We start from the raw sequence: 20,379 nt of genomic DNA, 5'->3' as shown, positions 1-20,379 counted from the left end.
ATTATAAACAAATTGTGCGCCATTACAGCATTTATAAAAGATTATCAGAAAAAAACACCATCTTTAATTTAAGTATAGCTTCATCCTATGGTAAGATTACTAGAATCTATTTGTGGCAGAATGTTTGGGTATGTATATTTGAAGTCTTAAAAAAGAAATTTATTATTAAATAATTGATATTATGGCCTTAGAAATCACAGATGCTAACTTTGAAGAATTAGTATTAAAATCAGATAAACCAGTTTTGGTAGACTTTTGGGCAGAGTGGTGCGGACCATGCCGTATGGTTGGACCAGTTGTAGAAGAGTTAGCAAAAGAATATGATGGCAAAGCTATTGTTGGTAAAGTTAATGTAGACCACAATCCAGAAATTTCAATGAAATTTGGTATCAGAAATATTCCTGCTTTATTATTTTTCAAGAACGGAGAAATTGTAGACAAACAAATTGGTGCAGTGCCAAAATCTGTTTTAGCAGAAAAATTAAGCAAGCAAATGGCTTAATATATCCATAATATATTAAAAAAAGATCTTTCGATGATTATGAAAGGTCTTTTTTTATTTTATTAGGATACTTTTATTGAAAGTATATCTTTGTGTAAAAATAAATTAAAATGACACCATATTTTTCTAACATTACTAAAGCAGGTTTAGGCTTATTATTAGCTGTTGCTGTGGTAAGCTGTAATAATAGTACAGAAACAAAAGCTACAAACACATCATCGGCATCTGCCGCTAAAGAAAAAGGCGCTACAGTTGTATATGTAAACTCAGATTCATTGTTAAATAACTATGAGTATTTCAAAGAAATTAAATCTAAATTTGAGGATAAATCAAAAAAAGCTGAAGCTGATTTAAAAACTAAAGGCGCTGCTTTCCAACGTGAAGTTGCTGCTTACCAACAAGGCGCACAAGGTATGAGCGCAGATGAAAGAGCTAATACCGAGCAACGTTTAGCCCGTAAACAACAAGAATTACAATCTTATCAGCAAAATGCAGGTTCTGCTTTACAAAGCGAAGAAATGGCAGAAAACGAGAAACTTTATGATAAAGTTGCTGATTATTTAAAAATCTATGCTAAAGAAAAAGGCTATAAAATGGTTTTAACTTACTCTAAAGGTAATAGCGCTATTTTATTTGCTGATGAAAGCTTAGACGTTACTAAAGAAGTAATCAAAGGCTTAAACGAAGCATACAATAAAGATAAGAAGTAATATTTCTCATTATTAAGATATAAACAAAAGCTCGGCATTTGATGTTGAGCTTTTTTAATTTACAGCTATGGAGCATGAAGATTTTATGAGAATGGCCATTGCCCTCTCTGAAGATAATGTTAAAAATAATTTGGGTGGTCCGTTTGGTGCAGTTATCGTTAAAGACGGGCAAATTATAGCCAAAAGCGCAAATACAGTAACCACTACAAACGACCCAACTGCGCATGCAGAAGTTGCCGCTATAAGGTTAGCTTGCCATGCTTTAAATACCTTTTCTTTAGAAGGATGCACCATTTATGCCAGTTGCGAACCCTGCCCTATGTGTTTAGGAGCAATTTATTGGGCTAGGATAGACAAATTGTACTATGCTAATACCAAAAGAGACGCTGCGGCCATTAATTTTGATGATGATTTTATTTATCAGGAAATAGATTTAAAACCTGAGGACAGGAAATTACCTTCTCAACAATTATTAAGAGACGAAGCCTTAAAAGCTTTTGAAATGTGGCAACTATCAGCCAATAAAACAGATTATTAAGATGGAAAGTATCAATTGGGGAATTATTGGTTGTGGTAATGTTACAGAGGTTAAAAGTGGTCCTGCTTTTAAACAAGAACACTCTACAGTTGTAGCGGTCATGAGAAGAAATGCAGAAAAAGCTGCTGATTATGCCAAAAGACATCAAATACAAAAGTGGTATCAAGATGCTTCTGCCTTAATTTTGGATGATGATATAAATGCCATTTATGTTGCTACGCCGCCTCTTCAACATCATGATTATGCCATTGAAGCCTTAAAAGCCGGCAAACCAGTTTATATTGAGAAACCTGTAACCATCAATACGGAAGCTTGTACAGCTATTATTGAGGCGCAAAAGCAGTACAAACAAAAAGTAGTTGTAGCGCACTACAGAAGAGAAGTACCTTATTTTAAGGCTATAAAAAAACTTCTAGATGAGCAGGCTATTGGCGATGTAAAATTTGTTAACCTGCAAACTTTACAAAGAAGTGGTTCTGATATGATTGCGGCAAGCGAAGAAAACTGGCGCTTAAACCCAAGTATCTCTGGTGGTGGTTTATTTCATGATTTAGCACCACATGCTATAGATTTAATGCTTTATTTCTTTGGAAAACCTACTTATTTTAATGGTGTATCTACTAATCAATCTTTAAAAAGTGATGCTGATGATATCGTATGTGGCCAAATTAAATTTGAGAACAACGTTATTTTTAATGGATTGTGGTGTTTTGATGTATTGCCAGAACAAGAAAAGGAGTTTTGCGAAATTATCGGTACAAGAGGGAAAATAACTTTCCATATTTTCGGTAATAAACTAAGCATCACCAAAAATGGAGAAACTATTCATGAAGAATTTGAACACCCCATTAATATACAACGACCAATGATTACTAAAACCATTGCTTATTTTAGAGGTGAGGAAGAAAATCCATGTTCGCTAGAAGAAGCCTTATTAGGATTAGAAATTATAGAACGTTTTGTTAGAAAATCTTGAAATTTTTTTTAATCATCATCTTCATCCATGAAGAAGTTATCCTGTAAATCGTCTATTTCTCTTCTATCTTTTTTGGTTGGTCTGCCTGTTCCTCTATCTCGCTCCAGAACTGGCATCCTAAACATAGATTTAAATTTAATTGTGTCTTCTACAGGGGTAATATCCATATAATGTAAGACTGCCTTTTTAGCATCTACACGGTTAGCCAATAAAGCTGTAACTTTTATTAGCTTCTTCTCAATATTCTTTGAAACCTGTAAAACATCACCCACCTTAACTTCATAGCTTGCCTTAATATTGGTACCATCTTTCTTCACCCTTCCAGCCTTACAAGCTTCTGTAGCTAAGGTTCTTGTTTTAAACAACCTTATTGCCCACAGGTATTTATCTATCCTTACTTTTTCTACCATAAATGTTTTCAAAATAACTCAAAAATCAGATTATTAGCTAAAAAAACCTTTAATTTAATATTCTTATGATATCGATAAAGTTATAGTTTCATTCATAAATAGATAATTTAGCTATAATCACTTATATTGCCTATAAAATACTCTAACAATATTGAAAATCTATGCCTGTTAATCTGGATGCTTTAATTAGATATCATACGATAGATAAATGTTTGCAAAATTTTTATCGAGAGTGGACATGGGAAGACTTAGCAAAAGCATGCTTTGATGCTTTAGATGAAGTAAGATATAGATCAGATAAAAATACAGTTAGCAAAAGAACCATAGAGAATGATATAAAAGTTTTACGTAGTAATATTTTAGGATACAATGCCCCAATAGTATGTAAAAAGGGTCTATATAGCTACTCTGACAGAAATTATTCTATCAAAAATGCATCACTGACTCAAAATGATATCAGAAATATAGCCCTAGCCATTGAAACTTTAAAGCAATATAAAGGCTTTCATTTTTTTGATAATTTAAAAAATGCCTTTGAGAGTTTAGAACATAGAGTTACTATACAATTATATAAAAACTTAAATAAGTTTATACATTTTGAGGACACTTACCTACCTACAGGAACCAATTATATAAACAATATTCTAGATGCTATTCAGAACCAACAAGTACTAAAAATAACTTATCAAAAATTTGATAGTGAAGTTATTAAAAAGAATACTTTACACCCTTATTTATTGAAAGAGTTTAAGAATCGTTGGTATGTTTTAGGTTTTAATCCAAATTTTGATTTTTTAAAAACTTATGCCCTAGATCGTATAAAGGAAATAGAAATTTTAAAAACTGAAATATATCAAGCCAATAATATAAATGCGCAAAGCTTTTTCAGCAATGTTATTGGTGTTTCTAATCCTACAGATACCATACAAGAAGTAAAAATTATTGTAAAACCCATTTTCTCTAATTATATCAAAACACAACCTTTACACCATTCTCAAGTAATTATTAAGGAGGATGAAAGAGGTTTACACATCAAATTACAAGTAGTACATAATGTAGAATTAGAAACCCTTATATGTGGTTATGCCAATTTTCTTGTGATTCAACACCCTGAAAGCCTTAAAAAAGCTATTAAAAAAAGGTTGATCGACGCTTTGGAGAATTTCTAAGATTATTATATCTGTAAAAGATTTGACTCAAGTCTTTCTACTTTATTAAAATACTGTACTACTTGGTATAGGATACCGTCAAAATCACTAATCTGAAGCTTAGTATACCTATATTTAAAAGTATCTCCATATTTACAAAAAAGTTTATCTTTTTGTAAGTCATGGCAATTCTCAAAGAAACCTTGTTTTTCCATATTCTGAAAAAGCTTTTCACTATCTTTCTTTGACAAAACAAATTGCCTAAATTGTTCATCTTCAATTTGAATTCCAACAATCTTTGTATCTGATTGATTTGATTTATTTATTCTACGATCTATTTCATTGAGACTGTAATTAACTAAATCACTATCACCCTGCAAAATATAACCTATAGAAATAGTACTTTTTTTATTATTGATACTTGACTCATAAACCAACAACTTCTTCATTTTATCACTAATCTCTTCACTTTCGTTTATTGCTTTTTGAAGGCTATAAAAAAATGTTTTGATCTATAGTGAAGAAATAATTCCCATAATTTATATTCCTCTAGCTTTGCTTGCAAATCAAAATTATCTTCTTGATTTTTAGCGTTTTTCCAGACAAAATCGTAATTAGGACGTGTCTGATTAAAAGAAAATAATCTAAATAAATCACTTAAACCAATAAGCATTTTTTTGTAATCCTCTATATATACTCTTTTAATTTGACTGAACTTTTCAATGTTAATTCTTTTGGATAGACTTTCAAAGTCGTAAAAAAACCAATTATTAAGAGTACTTTTTAAATTTTCTAAAGTATTAGATGGATATAAATGGATACAAAAGAACTTAATTTTATGTTTATCTTTTGTTGCATATTCTATTCTTCTTAGTTGCTCCAAAGTAGGAAATGATTTAACTTTTGTTTCGATAATATATTTTCGTATACCATTTATAGTTATTAAAACATCATACCTAGCCTTATATTTATGTTCCTTATCGCTATTTGAAGCATTTTGTTCTCTTTCTAAAAAAGAATTATTCAAATTCAAATCCTCATTCTCATTTATCCCTGTAAGAATTAGAATCGTTTCTTTAGCATTTTCATTAAACATCCATTTCCAAAAACTACTATGAAAATTTTCCTTATTCTCACCAAAAGCATAAAATATTGGATTGGCTTTTAATTCTTTAAGAATTTTTTCTAATTCTTGAACATTTGTTATCAATTTCATTTTCTAAAATATTTTAAATAGCCTTTATATCAGGAAACAAATTCTTAAACTTTTCTTTTGCATTTACCACATCATTAAAAATATTCATCAGGAGGTTAACATTTGGGTCTTGAATATTCTTTAAATCTTCATACTTAAATGGCACAACATCGCCAATCTCAAAACTATCACTTATTTCTTTTAGCTCTCCTTCTGTTGCTAAATTTAGCATTCTAGTATAAAGAATACCTTCTATTTCGTCTAAAGCCTCAATGGTCTCGAGTACTTGAAATTTATAAGCGCTCATTACTTTAAAATATTTAGATAATTAATTAAATCTTCAAGCTCGTTAAAAACTTCTCCTTCATGATTAAAAGGTGGTCTATCTACTGTTTGGGGGCTCAACACCTCTTCATTAGCTATTTCATGCCCATAACTAATTGTATTTCTGAACTTCCCCAATCCTCTGGTTTTCATGATAATAGCTTGTGCACCAGAAAAAACTGCTATTTGCAATTTAGATTTCTCACATTCATAGAAATCATAATGATTTAAACGCATTTTAACTTGTTCTCCGTTTAAACCGCATTCTGGACAATAACCTGTCCAATAGGTGTGTTGAGTTGTTATTTCCATTATTGATTATATTTAAATATTAAACATCATCTGATATATCATAAAAATTTTCTTGATTTGGATAGCTATCTTCCAAAAAGTTTTAACCTTTTCTATGTGCTCACTTAATTCGCAAAGTTGATTAAGTACAGGATCATCAAACTGATAAAACTCTTCAACTTGAAAATTGAATTTACCCGACTTGTAAACATCGTCTAGCTCTTTCATTTCGCCATCTAAAGCAATATTAATTAGCTTTTCCATCAACTCTTCATTAAAACATTCTAGTAAAGAAGCTACTTCTATGATTTGGTCTTTATAATATTTGAATTGCATGATTTAAAAGATTAACTCATCGCTAAGCTTAGTTACTTCCAAAATCTCTAAGTCTTTATCATCAGGTAATTCTAAAGAGCCATCTTTATGAATGATATTTTTGAAAATTTGATCAACATTTACTCTCCTTTCTACCTTTTTAATAGCATCTGAATGGCTATTTGCTATTACAAAAAAGAGGTCATAATTATTTAAGCGCACACTAAATAATTTTCCTTGCATACTTCATTAACAGTTTTTTAATTAGTAATTTGTTTGATTAAATAAGGTGTGGTTCTTATTTATTTTTTTAGCTTGATAGTTTTACCTAGCGCAAATAGTATTTGGTCGATATAATAAATATAATCTGTTTCTTTTTTTAAAGACGATTGGAGTTCATCAGAAATCAACCAAGTTTTATAATCATTGATATAACCTCTATGAGTTTCTGAATTAAGAAGTGACATTCTTCTAAGTGTATCAATATCTACTTTGTATGTTTCGGCATTTCTAACTGCAAATGCTCTAATGACATGCTGATCAATAATAGGCTCATTATTTTTCTTGGTTAGATATTTCCCAAATTGATAAAACACCAATCCATCATTCTTCATATCTTCATCGTATGAATCAATATCTCTAATACCTTCTACAATATGTTTTATCTTTTGTAAATCACCATTTTTCCAGACTAAGGCATAAAGTATTTTTGCAAGAGGATCGGTAATTAAAGATGAGTCTTTTAATAAGTTATTTTCATTATCTAAGAATTTCTTTATTTCAGAATAGTTAATCTCAAATTTAATAGGTGGATACTTTTCCTTTTTCATCCTATTAGACTCAAGTTTATCGATACTAAATAGTTTTTCTAACTCGTTTTTTGTATTAGCACTTTTAATTCCATCAAAAACAATATCTACAAGTTTTTTTGCTTCCATAATTATAATTTAAAATTATTATCTCATTCTTAAAAAGGTAAATCATCATCTTCTTTTTCTATTAGTTCTATAAGAAGTTGATTTATTTCTTCTGTGAACATAAAAAGTTGGTAAATCGCTTTTGTAAACACCTGATGACAAGTATTAAAATCATCTTCAATAAGAGAAAAAGACAAATCCTTATTTCTATCCAAAAACTTTTTTAATGTTGGCGTTTCATCAAGCATTAAATCCACCGAATGATGAAAAAGCCTATCTTCAAATTTTTTCACTTCTTTTTGGATGACTTTCATCTTTTTTAATCGCTTAGCCTTTGTCATTTACTTTGTCCATCCAATATTTCCAAATAATTACCATAGCCATAGTATCTAGTTTACAGTATTGTAGAAGTAGTTTTTTAAGTGTTTCTTTTTTGATATTATCCTTACTAGTAGAACCATACTGCATATCGTAATACGCTTTCATCGCTGCTGTTCCATCTTTTACAGCTTCTATTTCTTCTAAATCAGCCATCAAACCACTTAGTTTATCATAAGGAGATTTTATTACACCTGCCAAATCAAAACCAACATATTCTTTTAACCATTCTATCTGATGGAGATACTCATTATTATTCCAAATGGCAGGCAATACTTTTTTAATAGATGTTTTTCCCTCCATCTGTGGATGAAAATAATGATTAAAAGTAAAGGCATTCATATCTACTAACCTACCTTCTTTACCACCTTGTTTATCTTTAGTAATTCCAAGAAGCCAATTTCTTAATTCTTCATTTTCATAATTAAAACCTTCCATTTGAAATAAAATAGCCCTTAATACCGTATTTTCATGGGTGGCCCACATTAACGGAGTCCCATCATGACCTATCTGTTTCATTAAACTTTCGGCAAATCTGAAGTTTGGGAAAGTCTTTTCTGTATTAATCCATTCAGAATGAATTGGTTTTGTATTAGGCTTTAGTATTGTGTGACAGCTCCATTGAAATGCTACGGTTTCGTAAGGTCTCATCCCCTTATGATGAGGCATTGCACCAGTATAAGTTTCAAAATCAATAAAATGTAAAGGATATATCCAACTTTTTAATTCGTCCTTCATCCTATTAGAAAACCACTCTGTATTTTTTAAAGTGTTTTCATATTGTATTAGTTGTCTTACTCCTCTGCTACCTATATCAACCTTATTGGCTTTATAGAAATACTCGGGTTTCAAGTCAAAAAAGCTTATCTCCCCATTTTTTATCATTATATCAGCAATTGGGTTTTTCTTCCCTCCTAAAGTTCCTAAATGATATAAAGAAGAAATAGACGGTTTAATATCAGCTAACTTACCCCAACATTCTTTAAAGCCACTTTTATTTTCAGCTTGATATTCGCAAGAAAAACACTTAATCGTTAACTCAAAGTCATCTGGATTAATTCCATAATTTAAAACATTTAATAATTTGTTAGACTTATGTTTTACTGTTGGTAAAATATCGTCAATCTCGTCGTTTACATTAATAAGGCTTAAAAAAGATTTTTCAATTAAAAACTGATGCTCAGGAGAATGTAGACTGTAAAGAAAAGCTATATCAGGCTTTTTGAAATTTTGATTTTCTGATATTTTAGTTTCATCAACACTAAACCAAGAAATTAAGTTATCTATTTTTAATGACTTACTTTTATCCGGGATGAATAGGAAGCAATTAATTTTAAAATTAGGATAAGCATCTTGTAAAACTAATTTTTGGTAAGCAATATCTTCTAGTTCGGAACTCAACTCTTTTTTTATATTTCCAGATTCACTATCAAAAGACTTTGATTTTACTTCTATTAAATTCAGTACTCCACCTTCCTTTTGTAAAATATCAATCCGGATAATTTTTTGATTGTTAACTACTGTAGCTTCAAAAAGCGTGACATTTTCCTGTTCCCTTAAATAGTTTGTAGTTTGTATTTCTCCTAATTCAATATCATCCTCTACTTCTATACCTTCAGGAAAATGCAATATTGCATACTTACCAATCAAGTACCCTCCTTCTGCTAACATTAGCATATATTCATTATTAGCTAACGTACTTGGGTATTTTGATTTCTTGTAGATGAGTTTCTTGGCACAAGAAGCCCCTATTTTATAGTCTGATTTAGATAAAAGTTCTGACATATTCTTAAATATGAAGTAAAGGTAAATGTGGTTAACGCAGTCTATTTGCGTTAGATGTTTGATTAAATTAAGAATCAGAAATTGGAAGATTTTAAATAAAAAATACAAGCTGATTTAGGAAATCTCAATAACAACTAACTATTGAATTTAACTATTTCTTCACCCTTCCAGCCTTACAAGCTTCTGTAGCCAAGGTTCTTGTTTTAAACAACCTTATTGCCCACAGGTATTTATCTATCCTTACTTTTTCTACCATAAATCTTCTCAAAATAAGTCAAAATTCAGATTATTAGCTAAAAAAACCTTTAATTTGCAAACAAAAATTTTAATATGATTGCCGAACTAAAAAAAGCCGTTGAAGATGCATGGGAAGATAGAAATTTATTAAATTTCAAAGAGTACCGTAATGCAATAGAAAAAGTTATTCATCATTTAGATTTAGGAGAACTAAGAGTTGCAGAACCTATTTTAGATGGTTGGGCTGTTAACGACTGGATAAAGAAAGCAGTAATTCTTTATTTCCCTATCAGAGAAATGGAAGAAATTGAAGTTGGTCCTTTTGTTTTTCATGATAAAATGAAATTAAAAACCGACTATAAAGAAAGAGGTGTGCGTGTAGTACCTCATGGTATTGCTCGTTATGGTGCGCATTTAGCAAAAGGCGTTATCATGATGCCTTCTTATGTTAATATTGGTGCTTTTGTTGATGAAGGTACAATGGTTGATACTTGGGCAACAGTAGGTTCTTGCGCACAAGTAGGTAAAAATGTACACTTAAGTGGTGGTGTTGGTTTGGGCGGTGTGTTAGAACCAGTTCAAGCTTCTCCTGTAATTATTGAGGACAACTGCTTTATAGGTTCTAGAGCTATTGTTGTAGAAGGCGTAAGAGTAGGTAAAGAAGCCGTTTTGGGTGCTAATGTTGTATTAACAGCTTCAACTAAAATTATTGATGTTTCTGGCGATGAGCCTGTAGAACATAAAATGTATGTTCCAGAGCGTTCTGTTGTTATACCAGGTAGCTATACCAAGAAATTCCCTGCTGGCGAGTACCAAGTGCCATGTGCTTTAATTATTGGTAAAAGAAAAGAATCTACCGATAAAAAAACATCATTAAACGATGCATTAAGAGAACATAGCGTAGCAATTTAGTTTTAGAATAGAAAGTTCAAAGTAGAAAGTTTAAAGTTAAGAGTAGAATTTAGATGAACACCAATCAAAACCTTTTTACTTTAAACTTTTTACTTTAAGCTTAACAAATATGAAAATAGGTTTTGAAGCCAAAAGAGCATTTAAAAACTTTACCGGCTTAGGTAATTACAGCAGAGCTGTAATTAGTATTATGGCTAAGTATTACCCTCAAAACCAATATTTACTTTACACACCACAAGACAATAATAAAATTAGGAAAACCCTGGCAGAGCCTTTTTCTAATATCTCGGTTAAAACCGCTCCTGTAAAAATTTTAAAATCTTATTGGCGTAGTTTTCAACTCACAAAATCTTTAATTACAGATGGTATTGAGCTTTTTCACGGTTTAAGTAATGAACTCCCAGCTAATATTAAAAATCTAATATTGCCAGTATTGTTACCATCCACGATTTGATTTTCCTACGTTTTCCGCATTATTTCAAATGGGTAGATAGACAAATTTATCACTACAAATTTAAAGCAGCTTGTAAAAACGCAGACCGTATCATTGCCATTAGCGAGCAAACAAAACGAGATATTATTCAATATTTTAATACCAACCCCAATAAAATAGACATAGTTTACCAAGGTTGTGATGCTACTTTCTCTTCAATACACGAAGAGAGTGCTATACAAGATATTAAACAGAAATATAAGCTACCCCAACAGTATCTTTTATCCGTTGGTACCATAGAAACACGTAAGAACCAACTGCTTATTTGCAAGGCTTTAAAACATTCATCTCAAGACCATAAGTTGGTTATTGTGGGTAAACCAACTGCTTATAAACAAGAAATTACAGATTTTATTCAAGCAAATCATCTTAAGCAGCAGGTTATTTTTTTAGAAAATGTTCCTTTTCAAGATTTACCACTTATTTACCAAGGAGCTAAAATTTTCATTTACCCTTCCAGATTTGAAGGTTTTGGGATACCTATTGTAGAGGCCTTAAACAGTAAGGTTCCTGTAATTGCCGCAACAGGTTCTTGTTTAGAAGAAGCTGGTGGACCAAATAGCATATACATTCATCCTGATGATGCTATTGCGCTTGCTAAGGCTATAGAAAGAGTGTTAGAAGATAAAGATTTACAAGCTAGCATGATTACAAAAGGCTTAGCTTACGCAGAAAATTTCAACGATGAGCGTATTGCAAAAAACTTAAACAGCGTTTATCAAAAAACTATTGAGCATGCTAAGAGAAGAAATTAATAAGGCTTTAGAAGTTTTAAAAAATGGCGGTTTAATTCTTTATCCCACAGATACAGTTTGGGGAATTGGTTGTGATGCTACCCATAAAGACGCCGTAGCTAAAGTTTTTGAGCTTAAAAAAGAGAAGAGTTTAAAAGCTTAATTATTTATTAGATACAGATGCTAAGCTACCAAGCTATGTAAAAGAAATACCCGATGTTGCTTATGATTTAATAGAATTTGCAGAAAACCCTTTAACCATCATTTATTCTGATGCTAAAAATTTAGCAGAAAACGCCATCAATAGCGATGGTACCATTGGCATTAGAATAACCAAACATCCTTTTTGTAAAGAACTTATACAAAGGTTTAGAAAGCCCATAATTTCTACATCAGCAAACTTAAGTGGCCAGCCTACCTCTCATAATTTCTCTCAAATACCTCAAATTATTAAAGATGGAGTAGATTATATTGTGCAATTAGAACAAGATAATCATCAAGTTAAAAAGCCATCCACCATCATGAAATTAGAAGCAAATGGCGCTTTTGCCTTTATTAGGAAATAAAGCGCTTTCAGCCTTCAGTTTAAAGAATTATCTTTGGTAGCGTTTTAAAATTTCAGGAGTATGCATTCAGTTTTTGATAGCATTGTCCAAATCAATTATGAAGCAACACCTTAAACACCCTATATTTAAAATTATCTCTAAAATTTCTGGCGACTTAAATGCAGAAACTTATGTTATAGGTGGTTTTGTAAGAGACATTTTTCTAAACCGCCCTTCTAAAGATGTTGATATTTTAGTTATAGGTAATGGACCAAATTTCGCCTTAGAAGTAGGTAAAATCTTAAAAACTAAAGTATCAGTTTTTAAGAATTTTGGTACCGCCATGTTGCGCTACAAAGATTTAGAAGTAGAATTTGTTGGTGCCAGAAAAGAATCTTACCGGGCAGATTCTAGAAAACCCATCGTTGAAGATGGTACTTTAGAAGACGATCAAAAAAGAAGAGATTTCACCATCAACGCTATGGCTATTCATCTTCATCCACATCAATATGGAGAATTGGTAGACCCTTTTGATGGTATCAAACATCTGGAAGAAAAAAAAATCATTACGCCTTTAAATCCTAATGAGACCTTCTCTGATGATCCTTTAAGGATGATGCGGGCTATACGCTTTGCTACTCAACTTAATTTTAAAATTAATCAAGACGCTATTGATGCTATTAAACTCAACTTAGAACGTATTAAAATAGTATCAAAAGAGCGTATTACAGATGAACTTAATAAAATTATACTATCACCTAAGCCATCCATAGGTTTTAATTATTTGTTTGATACTGGCTTATTGAAGCTTATTTTTCCGCAAATGGTAGCACTTTATGGTGTGGATGTGATTGAAGGTAAGGGACATAAAGATAATTTCTACCATACTTTACAAGTATTAGATAATGTTGCCAAAACATCTGATGATTTATGGTTAAGATGGGCGGCTATTTTACATGATATTGCCAAACCAGCAACCAAACGTTTTGAGAAAAATCACGGGTGGACTTTCCACGGCCATGAAGATAAAGGAGCTAGAATGGTTCCTAAAATATTTGCCGATTTAAAGCTCCCACTTAACGATAAAATGAAGTTTGTGCAGCTACTGGTTCAGCTTCATCTTCGTCCTATTGTATTGGCGCAAGAGGTAGTAACAGATTCTGCCGTAAGAAGATTGCTATTTGAAGCAGGCGAACATACAGAGGCTTTAATGCTCTTATGCCAGGCAGATGTGACTACCAAAAACGAGTACAAGGTTAAAAAATATAGAAACAATTTTGAGCTGGTGAAACAAAAGCTTAAAGATGTTGAAGAAAGAGATAAAATAAGAAATTGGCAGCCCCCTGTTACCGGTGAAGATATTATGAAAACCTTTAACTTAGAAGCAGGTAAAGAGGTTGGTATCATTAAAAACAAGATTAGAGAAGCTATCTTAGAAGGAGACATATCAAATAACCGTTCTGAAGCCCTCTACTTCATGAAAAAAACAGGCATAGAACTTGGGCTTAAAATTGAAAAAGAACTAGATTAGGTTTTCTTTTTATTTATCAACTAAGGTGAAATAAATTAAGAAAAATCCCTCATAAAAATTATTTTTGCAGCATGGCAGTTTACAGATTCAGGATAAGTTTTGAGGATTACGATGATGTAATCAGAGAGATTGATATTAAATCAAATCAAACTTTTAAAGATTTGCATTATGCAATTCATAAATCTATAGGTTATGATCCGGAGAAGTCTTCTTCTTTTTATGTAAGTAATGACCATTGGATAAAAAATGAAGAAATTGCTTACCTTCCAAATGAAAGAAAAATAAGCCGTGGCGTAAGTTTAATGGAGAATGCAAAATTAAGCAGCCATATAGATGACCCACATCAAAAATTTTATTACATCTATAATTTTGATAAACCTTTTGATTTTCATGTAGAGCTCATTAAAATTTTAGAGAATAACCCAACCCAAACTTATCCTTTGGTATTTAAAGCTGTAGGTGAAGCACCAAAAATCCTGAGCAATATCATTGGTTCACCTGATGAAATTACGGGCGATGAAGATCCAGATTTCTTAGAAGATGAAACTATTTTAATTGCCGATGAGGATGAATTAGAAGCCCTAAATTCTGATACAGAAGAAGGGGAAGACGAGGAAGAAGAAAGTGATGAATTTTCTGATGAGTTTTCTGATAATGAAAACTTCGATCAGGATGATTATGACAGAGAATAAGTATAAAACACTATATTAAAATCCGGTTTAAGCCGGATTTTTTGTTTAAAACAGCATGAATAAAGACAAAGTTCTTATTGTAATTGCAGGCCCAACAGCCATAGGAAAAACTGCCCTCGCTATTAAAATTGCACAGCATTTCAATACTGAAATTGTATCTGCAGATAGTAGACAGTTTTTTAAAGAAATGAGTATAGGAACTGCAAAACCTACACATGAAGAGCTTCAGGCTGCCAAACATCATTTCATCAATTCGCATAGCATAAAAGAACAAGTAAGTGTAGGTTCTTACGAAAAAGAGGCTTTAGAGCTCCTAAATCAACTTTTCAAAAATCATGATATTTTGGTCATGGTTGGTGGTTCTGGCCTATATATCAATGCAGTACTAAATGGTTTTGATGAGCTTCCTCCGGTAAACGAAGAAGTTAGAGCACATCTTAATGATCAACTCATTAACAAAGGTATAAGCGCTTTACAGAGCGAGTTGCAAGAAATAGACCCAACTTATTATGCCGAAGTTGACATTCATAACCCACAGCGTATCATAAGAGCTCTAGAAGTTTATCACGCAACAGGTAAACCATTTTCTTCTTTTCGTACCGGTCTTAAAAAAGAACGCCCTTTTAAGAGTATCATCATTGGCTTAGATACACCAAGAGAAGAACTTTATGCAAGAATCAATAAAAGGGTAGATTTAATGATAGCCCAAGGCTTAGTTGAGGAGGTAAAAGCCTTACAAGATGATAAGCACTTAAATAGCCTTAATACCGTTGGCTATTCTGAAATATTCGACTATTTAGACGGTAGAATAACTCTGCCAAAAGCTATTGATGCTATTAAGCAAAACACCAGAAGATTTGCTAAAAGACAGCTTACTTGGTTTAGGAAAACAGAAAATATACATTGGTTTAAGCCAGAAGAAGAAAAAGAGGTGATTTCCTTTATTGAAAAAGAAATCACCTCTCCTTCTCATGTTTAAGCTTGTGCGGTTGGTCCGCCAAAATTAAAAGGCATTCCATTATTAGGTTCTCCACCGCCTTTTATCGGGCCATTTATCATTTCAAACTTAGCGATATTATCTTCTAAAGCTAATAAAAGCCTCTTTGCATGGTCTGGGGTTAATACAATTCTACTTTTCACTTTAGCCTTTGGTATACCAGGCATCACCCTAATAAAATCTAGTACAAATTCACTATTAGAATGGGTAATAATAGCTAGGTTAGAATATACACCTTCTGCTATTTCTTCTGATAATTCGATGTTCAATTGGTTATCTTGTGCTTCTTCCATTATATTTTGCTCTTAAAATATCAAGTATAAACAAAGCTGTCAACAAAACAAAAAAAGCCTGCTATTTCTAGCAGGCTCTTTATTATTTTAAAGATTTACTATGCTTCAACCTCTTCTTCCTCTTCTTTAGAGGCCATTAATTTATCGTATTCTTCTTGAGATCCAACAATAATTCTTTCGTAATCTCTTAAACCTGTACCAGACGGGATTAAGTGACCAACAATTACGTTTTCTTTCAATCCTAATAGATTATCACGTTTACCAGCAATTGCAGCTTCGTTAAGAACTTTAGTAGTTTCCTGGAACGATGCAGCTGAAATAAATGATTTAGTACCTAAAGATGCTCTAGTAATACCTTGTAGCATTGGACTTGCCGTTGCCGGACGAGCCTCTCTTGCAGTAACCAGTTTCAAATCTTTACGTTTCAATTGTGAGTTCTCATCACGTAATTTACGTACAGAAATAATCTGACCTGGTTTTAAAGCATTAGAATCTCCTGGATCTTCAACTACCATCTTATCATAGATACTATCATTCTCTATAGAGAAATCAAATCTATCTACCGCTTCTTTTTCTAAGAATTTCGTATCACCAGCATCCTCAATCATTACTTTCTGCATCATTTGGTGAACAATAGTCTCAAAGTGCTTATCGTTAATTTTCACACCTTGTAAACGGTAAACCTCTTGAATTCCATTAACAAGATACTCTTGTACAGCCGCAGGACCTTTAATTGATAAGATGTCACCCGGAGAAGTTGCTCCATCAGATAATGCCATACCAGCTTTAACAAAGTCGTTATCCTGTACTAAAATATGTTTAGATAATGGCACCAAGTATTTTTTAACTTGTCCGTCTCTAGATTCTATAGTTACCTCACGGTTACCACGTTTAACACCTCCTAAAGTTACTACACCATCAATCTCTGTAATAACAGCTGGGTTAGATGGGTTTCTAGCTTCAAATAATTCGGTTACACGAGGTAAACCACCTGTAATATCTCTTGTTTTACCAGTTGTACGAGGAATCTTAACTAAGATTTCACCCATTTTAACTTCGTCTCCTTCGTCTACAACAATATGCGCTCCTACCGGAATGTTATATTCTCTAATAGAACCACCTTTTTTGTCAACAATTTTAACAACAGGGTTTTTAGTTTTATCTCTAGTATCAATGATCACTTTCTCTCTGTGTCCAGTTTGCTCATCTGATTCTTCACGGAAGGTAACACCTTCTATAACCGATTCAAATTCAACCTTACCAGAGAACTCAGATATAATAACTGCATTGTATGGATCCCATGAACAAATCTTATCTCCTTTAGTTAATTTAGCTCCTTCTTTAACATATAAATAAGAACCGTAAGGGATATTATTTGTAACAATAACTCTTCCGCTATTTGGATCAACAATTTTAAACTCTCCAGAACGACCTAATACAACCTCAACTTTGCCTTCTTCTGTATCGTAATCAACTGTTCTGATGTTTTCAAACTCGATAACACCATCAAACTTAGCATTGATTTGAGATTCTGCTGCAATGTTAGATGCAGTACCACCCACGTGGAAAGTACGAAGCGTTAACTGTGTACCTGGCTCACCAATAGACTGTGCTGCAATTACTCCAACTGCCTCACCCATCTGAACACGTTTACCTGAAGCTAAGTTTCTTCCGTAACATAATGCACAAACCCCTCTTGGAGACTCACAAGTTAATACAGAACGAATTTCAACTCCCTCTAATGGAGATTCTTCTATTGTTTTAGCGATTTCTTCAGTAATATCTTCATTAGCACCAACTAACAATTCATTGGTTAATGGATGGTAAACATCGTGTAATGAAGTACGACCTAAAATTCTATCGTATAGTGGTTCAACAATATCCTCGTTATCTTTTAACGCTGTAGTGAACATACCTCTTAAAGTACCACAATCGTGTGCTTTAATAACCATATCCTGTGCAACGTCATGTAAACGACGAGTTAAGTAACCAGCATCAGCAGTTTTTAACGCTGTATCCGCAAGACCTTTACGAGCACCGTGGGTTGAGATAAAGTACTCAAGAACTGATAAACCTTCTTTAAAGTTAGAAAGAATTGGGTTCTCAATAATCTCACCACCTGAACCTGATTTTTGCGGTTTTGCCATCAATCCCCTCATACCACAAAGCTGACGAATTTGCTCCTTAGAACCACGAGCTCCAGAATCTAACATCATGTAAACAGAGTTAAATCCTTGGTTATCGTTAGTTAACTGGTGCATTACATGCGATGTCAGTTTGTTATTGATACGAGTCCAGATATCGATGATTTGGTTGTAACGTTCGTTGTTCGTAATGAAACCCATGTTATAGTTATTCATTACCTCTTCAACTTCTTTACGAGCTTGCTCTAATAAAGTATGTTTCTCTGTAGGGATATTTAAGTCTTTCAAGTTGAAAGATAAACCTCCTCTGAAAGCATACTGGAATCCCATAGTCTTAATTTCATCTAAGAAGTTTGCAGCTCTAGCCATACCAGTAACTTTTACCACTTCTCCAATGATATCTCTAAGAGATTTCTTAGTTAGCAATTCATTAATGAAACCTACCTCTTCTGGTACTACTTCATTAAATAATACCCTACCAACTGTGGTTTCGATAGTTTTAGCTTCTATTACACCATCTTTACCTTTAACCTTAGCTTTTACTTTAATAAAAGCGTGTAAATCTATTTGCTTCTCATTGTAGGCAATAGTTACCTCTTCTGAAGAATAGAAAATAGAACCTTCACCTCTTACTTGATGTCCTGGCTCAGACTTACGACCTTTAGTCATGTAGTATAAACCAAGAACCATATCTTGCGAAGGTACCGTTACCGGAGTTCCGTTAGCTGGGTTAAGAATGTTGTGCGATGCTAACATCAAGATTTGGGCTTCCAAAACAGCAGCGTTACCTAGTGGTACGTGAACAGCCATCTGGTCACCGTCAAAATCCGCGTTAAATGCAGTACAAACTAATGGGTGTAATTGGATAGCTTTACCTTCCACTAATTTAGGTTGGAATGCCTGGATACCTAAACGGTGAAGTGTAGGAGCCCTGTTTAAAAGAACCGGATGTCCTTTTAATACATTCTCTAAAATATCCCAAACTAGAGGGTCTTTTCTATCTACAATTTTCTTTGCAGATTTAACAGTTTTAACTACTCCCCTCTCTATCATCTTACGGATGATAAATGGTTTAAATAGCTCTGCTGCCATATCTTTAGGTAAACCACACTCATGTAATTTTAAGGTAGGACCTACCACAATTACAGAACGACCAGAATAATCCACACGTTTACCTAGTAAGTTTTGACGGAAACGTCCTTGCTTACCTTTTAATATATCTGATAATGATTTTAAAGCTCTGTTACCTTCAGTTTTAACAGCATTCACTTTACGTGAGTTGTCAAATAATGAATCAACAGCTTCTTGTAACATACGTTTTTCGTTACGTAAGATTACTTCTGGAGCTTTAATTTCCATTAATCTCTTTAAACGGTTATTACGGATAATAACCCTTCTGTATAGATCATTTAAATCTGAAGTTGCAAAACGACCACCTTCTAAAGGCACTAATGGACGTAATTCTGGTGGAATAACCGGAACAATCTTAACAATCATCCACTCTGGATTATTCTCTATACGACCTTTAGATCCACGGAAAGCTTCAACTACTTGTAAACGCTTTAAAGCTTCGTTTTTACGTTGCTGAGAAGTTTCGTTAGCAGCTTGATGACGTAAATCGTAAGATAAAGTATCTAAATCAAGACGTCTTAATAAATCTTCTAAAGCCTCAGCACCCATCTTAGCGATGAATTTATTTGGATCTTTATCATCCAAATACTGATTTTCTTTAGGTAATTTATCTAAGATATCAAGGTATTCTTCTTCTGTTAAGAAGTCCATGTAATTGATACCTTGATCTGCCATTAAACCAGATTGAATAACTACATAACGTTCGTAGTAAATGATTAAATCTAATTTTTTAGTTGGCAAACCTAATAAGTAACCAATTTTGTTAGGTAAAGATCTAAAATACCAGATATGGGCAACAGGAACAACAAGGTTAATGTGTCCCATACGCTCACGACGTACTTTTTTCTCTGTAACCTCAACACCGCAACGGTCACAAACGATTCCTTTGTAACGAATACGCTTATATTTACCGCAATGGCATTCGTAATCTTTCACCGGACCAAAAATACGCTCGCAAAATAAACCATCACGTTCTGGTTTATAGGTTCTGTAGTTGATTGTCTCAGGCTTTAATACCTCACCACTTGATCTTTCCAAAATTGCTTCAGGAGAAGATAAGCTTATGGTAATGGAGGTAAAATTACTTTTTATTTTATTATCCTTTTTGTAAGACATATTCTTTCTTTAAGTTGAAAGTCATAAGTCCAAAGTTGAAAGTAAAGTATTTAAACTTTAAACCT

General features: G+C 32.7%; 25 protein-coding genes and 1 pseudogene. 13 read left to right on the top strand and 13 right to left on the bottom strand.

All coding sequences use genetic code 11. From position 1 onward, the window contains the following. Positions 1–181: 181 nt before the first annotated feature. The 4 genes from trxA to FYC62_RS01595 all read left to right on the top strand — a co-directional run bounded on the left by trxA (position 182) and on the right by FYC62_RS01595 (position 2,726). Positions 182–502 carry a thioredoxin gene (gene trxA / locus FYC62_RS01610; protein ID WP_149073677.1) on the top strand — a complete coding sequence of 107 codons (321 nt, stop codon included), beginning with the start codon at positions 182–184 and terminating at the stop codon, positions 500–502. A 110-nt stretch (positions 503–612) separates the two neighbouring features. Further along, on the top strand, positions 613–1,212 hold the full coding sequence (locus FYC62_RS01605; protein ID WP_039450291.1) for an OmpH family outer membrane protein: 600 nt from the start codon (positions 613–615) through the stop codon (positions 1,210–1,212). 67 nt (positions 1,213–1,279) lie between these two features. Then, on the top strand, positions 1,280–1,750 hold the full coding sequence (locus tag FYC62_RS01600; protein WP_039450288.1) for a nucleoside deaminase: 471 nt from the start codon (positions 1,280–1,282) through the stop codon (positions 1,748–1,750). Position 1,751: 1 nt separating this feature from the next. Next, positions 1,752–2,726: a Gfo/Idh/MocA family protein gene (locus FYC62_RS01595; RefSeq protein WP_149073676.1), complete on the top strand. Its 975-nt coding sequence runs from the start codon at positions 1,752–1,754 to the stop codon at positions 2,724–2,726. A gap of 8 nt (positions 2,727–2,734) precedes the next feature. Here FYC62_RS01595 and FYC62_RS01590 read toward each other — a convergent pair whose 3' ends face one another. Then, complete coding sequence (locus FYC62_RS01590) at positions 2,735–3,136, bottom strand: RNA-binding S4 domain-containing protein (protein WP_149073675.1); 402 nt, start codon at positions 3,134–3,136, stop codon at positions 2,735–2,737. Between the two features lie 161 nt (positions 3,137–3,297). On the opposite strand from FYC62_RS01590, the gene FYC62_RS01585 reads away from it, so the two are divergent. Further along, positions 3,298–4,305 carry a helix-turn-helix transcriptional regulator gene (locus FYC62_RS01585; RefSeq protein WP_149073674.1) on the top strand — a complete coding sequence of 336 codons (1,008 nt, stop codon included), beginning with the start codon at positions 3,298–3,300 and terminating at the stop codon, positions 4,303–4,305. A 5-nt stretch (positions 4,306–4,310) separates the two neighbouring features. Here the strand turns inward: FYC62_RS01585 and FYC62_RS01580 are convergent, their stop codons facing one another. The 10 genes and pseudogenes from FYC62_RS01580 to FYC62_RS01535 form a co-directional block, all read right to left on the bottom strand. Next, positions 4,311–4,733: a hypothetical protein gene (locus FYC62_RS01580; RefSeq protein WP_149073673.1), complete on the bottom strand. Its 423-nt coding sequence runs from the start codon at positions 4,731–4,733 to the stop codon at positions 4,311–4,313. 26 nt (positions 4,734–4,759) lie between these two features. Beyond that, positions 4,760–5,500 carry a hypothetical protein gene (locus FYC62_RS01575; protein ID WP_149073672.1) on the bottom strand — a complete coding sequence of 247 codons (741 nt, stop codon included), beginning with the start codon at positions 5,498–5,500 and terminating at the stop codon, positions 4,760–4,762. 13 nt (positions 5,501–5,513) lie between these two features. Next, positions 5,514–5,786, bottom strand: coding sequence for a hypothetical protein (locus FYC62_RS01570; RefSeq protein WP_149073671.1), 273 nt, complete (start codon positions 5,784–5,786; stop codon positions 5,514–5,516). Further along, positions 5,786–6,115 carry a hypothetical protein gene (locus tag FYC62_RS01565; protein ID WP_149073670.1) on the bottom strand — a complete coding sequence of 110 codons (330 nt, stop codon included), beginning with the start codon at positions 6,113–6,115 and terminating at the stop codon, positions 5,786–5,788. The genes FYC62_RS01570 and FYC62_RS01565 overlap by 1 nt, the downstream gene beginning before the upstream one ends. Before the next feature lie 12 nt (positions 6,116–6,127). Continuing rightward, the gene (locus FYC62_RS01560) at positions 6,128–6,430 is read right to left on the bottom strand and encodes a hypothetical protein (RefSeq protein WP_149073669.1); all 303 of its coding nucleotides are present in this window, start codon (positions 6,428–6,430) and stop codon (positions 6,128–6,130) included. Positions 6,431–6,433: 3 nt separating this feature from the next. After that, positions 6,434–6,652 carry a hypothetical protein gene (locus tag FYC62_RS01555; protein WP_149073668.1) on the bottom strand — a complete coding sequence of 73 codons (219 nt, stop codon included), beginning with the start codon at positions 6,650–6,652 and terminating at the stop codon, positions 6,434–6,436. A 59-nt stretch (positions 6,653–6,711) separates the two neighbouring features. Beyond that, the gene (locus tag FYC62_RS01550) at positions 6,712–7,347 is read right to left on the bottom strand and encodes a hypothetical protein (protein WP_149073667.1); all 636 of its coding nucleotides are present in this window, start codon (positions 7,345–7,347) and stop codon (positions 6,712–6,714) included. Positions 7,348–7,376: 29 nt separating this feature from the next. Next, positions 7,377–7,667, bottom strand: a complete 291-nt coding sequence (locus FYC62_RS01545) for a hypothetical protein (protein WP_168199347.1) — start codon at positions 7,665–7,667, stop codon at positions 7,377–7,379. Then, a complete protein-coding gene (locus FYC62_RS01540) occupies positions 7,654–9,489 on the bottom strand; it encodes a DUF2779 domain-containing protein (protein ID WP_149073665.1) in 1,836 nt (611 codons plus the stop codon). The genes FYC62_RS01545 and FYC62_RS01540 overlap by 14 nt, the downstream gene beginning before the upstream one ends. A gap of 157 nt (positions 9,490–9,646) precedes the next feature. Beyond that, positions 9,647–9,745 (bottom strand): annotated as a pseudogene (locus tag FYC62_RS01535) (S4 domain-containing protein); the annotation flags it as partial. 74 nt (positions 9,746–9,819) lie between these two features. Here FYC62_RS01535 and FYC62_RS01530 point away from each other — a divergent pair. The 8 genes from FYC62_RS01530 (at position 9,820) to miaA (ending at position 15,612) form a co-directional block, all read left to right on the top strand. Beyond that, positions 9,820–10,638: a 2,3,4,5-tetrahydropyridine-2,6-dicarboxylate N-succinyltransferase gene (locus FYC62_RS01530; RefSeq protein ID WP_039450282.1), complete on the top strand. Its 819-nt coding sequence runs from the start codon at positions 9,820–9,822 to the stop codon at positions 10,636–10,638. 109 nt (positions 10,639–10,747) lie between these two features. Beyond that, on the top strand, positions 10,748–11,092 hold the full coding sequence (locus tag FYC62_RS17380; RefSeq protein WP_240534780.1) for a glycosyltransferase family protein: 345 nt from the start codon (positions 10,748–10,750) through the stop codon (positions 11,090–11,092). Beyond that, the gene (locus tag FYC62_RS01525) at positions 11,089–11,886 is read left to right on the top strand and encodes a glycosyltransferase family 4 protein (protein ID WP_240534779.1); all 798 of its coding nucleotides are present in this window, start codon (positions 11,089–11,091) and stop codon (positions 11,884–11,886) included. The genes FYC62_RS17380 and FYC62_RS01525 overlap by 4 nt, the downstream gene beginning before the upstream one ends. Continuing rightward, positions 11,867–12,028: an L-threonylcarbamoyladenylate synthase gene (locus FYC62_RS18100; RefSeq protein WP_394348893.1), complete on the top strand. Its 162-nt coding sequence runs from the start codon at positions 11,867–11,869 to the stop codon at positions 12,026–12,028. Before FYC62_RS01525 ends, FYC62_RS18100 begins: the two co-directional genes overlap by 20 nt. 46 nt (positions 12,029–12,074) lie before the next feature. Further along, entirely contained in the window at positions 12,075–12,431 is a 357-nt protein-coding gene (locus FYC62_RS18095) for an L-threonylcarbamoyladenylate synthase (RefSeq protein WP_394348899.1), read from the top strand. A 97-nt stretch (positions 12,432–12,528) separates the two neighbouring features. Next, positions 12,529–13,941, top strand: coding sequence for a CCA tRNA nucleotidyltransferase (locus tag FYC62_RS01515; RefSeq protein ID WP_039450276.1), 1,413 nt, complete (start codon positions 12,529–12,531; stop codon positions 13,939–13,941). 71 nt (positions 13,942–14,012) lie between these two features. Further along, positions 14,013–14,633 carry an IS1096 element passenger TnpR family protein gene (locus FYC62_RS01510; RefSeq protein WP_039450275.1) on the top strand — a complete coding sequence of 207 codons (621 nt, stop codon included), beginning with the start codon at positions 14,013–14,015 and terminating at the stop codon, positions 14,631–14,633. A gap of 55 nt (positions 14,634–14,688) precedes the next feature. Then, the gene (gene miaA, locus FYC62_RS01505) at positions 14,689–15,612 is read left to right on the top strand and encodes a tRNA (adenosine(37)-N6)-dimethylallyltransferase MiaA (RefSeq protein WP_039450272.1); all 924 of its coding nucleotides are present in this window, start codon (positions 14,689–14,691) and stop codon (positions 15,610–15,612) included. Here miaA and FYC62_RS01500 read toward each other — a convergent pair. After that, positions 15,609–15,923, bottom strand: coding sequence for a DUF3467 domain-containing protein (locus tag FYC62_RS01500; RefSeq protein WP_039450269.1), 315 nt, complete (start codon positions 15,921–15,923; stop codon positions 15,609–15,611). The genes miaA and FYC62_RS01500 overlap by 4 nt on opposite strands. A 98-nt stretch (positions 15,924–16,021) precedes the next feature. Beyond that, positions 16,022–20,314: a DNA-directed RNA polymerase subunit beta' gene (gene rpoC, locus FYC62_RS01495; protein ID WP_039450266.1), complete on the bottom strand. Its 4,293-nt coding sequence runs from the start codon at positions 20,312–20,314 to the stop codon at positions 16,022–16,024. Positions 20,315–20,379 lie beyond the last annotated feature (65 nt).

This window comes from Pedobacter aquae (assembly GCF_008195825.1).
In the GTDB taxonomy this organism is placed as follows: domain Bacteria; phylum Bacteroidota; class Bacteroidia; order Sphingobacteriales; family Sphingobacteriaceae; genus Pseudopedobacter; species Pseudopedobacter aquae.
The sequence above is the reverse complement of the archived record's forward strand: the minus strand, read 5'-3'. Positions and strand labels throughout refer to the sequence as shown.